The 505-nt window shown below is 50.7% G+C and carries 1 protein-coding gene; it reads left to right on the forward strand.

The window, feature by feature from the left end; translation table 11 throughout:
- Positions 1-505, forward strand: a 505-nt coding sequence (locus tag R7190_RS31195) for a PQQ-binding-like beta-propeller repeat protein (RefSeq protein WP_318138386.1), incomplete at both ends; no start/stop codon positions are given.

Genomic DNA, 505 nt, shown 5'->3' on the forward strand with positions numbered 1-505 from the left:
GTCGGTGGTGAAGTTCTGGCGAAACCCGTTGCGGATTCAGGCTTGATCATCGTAAATACCAGCCGTGGTATGTTGATTGCTTTGGATGAAAGCTCTGGTGAGCAGCGCTGGGCACTAAGTACTGAAGTTCCAAACCTGACACTACGCGGAGACAGCACTCCAACTGCGATTGGTGGTGGTGTTTTCTGGGGTACGGCAAATGGTCGACTAGCCGCAGCGATTGTGGAGCGTGGTCAGCTTATTTGGCAACAACCAGTAGGCACACCGAAAGGCGCTACGGAAATTGACCGTCTGGTTGACGTTGACTCTTCTCCTATTGTACTGGGCGGAACTCTTTTCACCATTGGATACAATGGTCAGTTGATCGCTATTGATTTGCGTTCGGCTAACCCAATCTGGAAGCGTAATTATTCGTCAGCGAACGATATCGCAACGGATGGCAGTCGTATCTTTGTGATCACCGAAAAAGATCACGTGGTCGCGGTTGATGCTCGAAGCGGTACTG

The organism is Vibrio sp. 1078-1, from assembly GCF_033340475.1.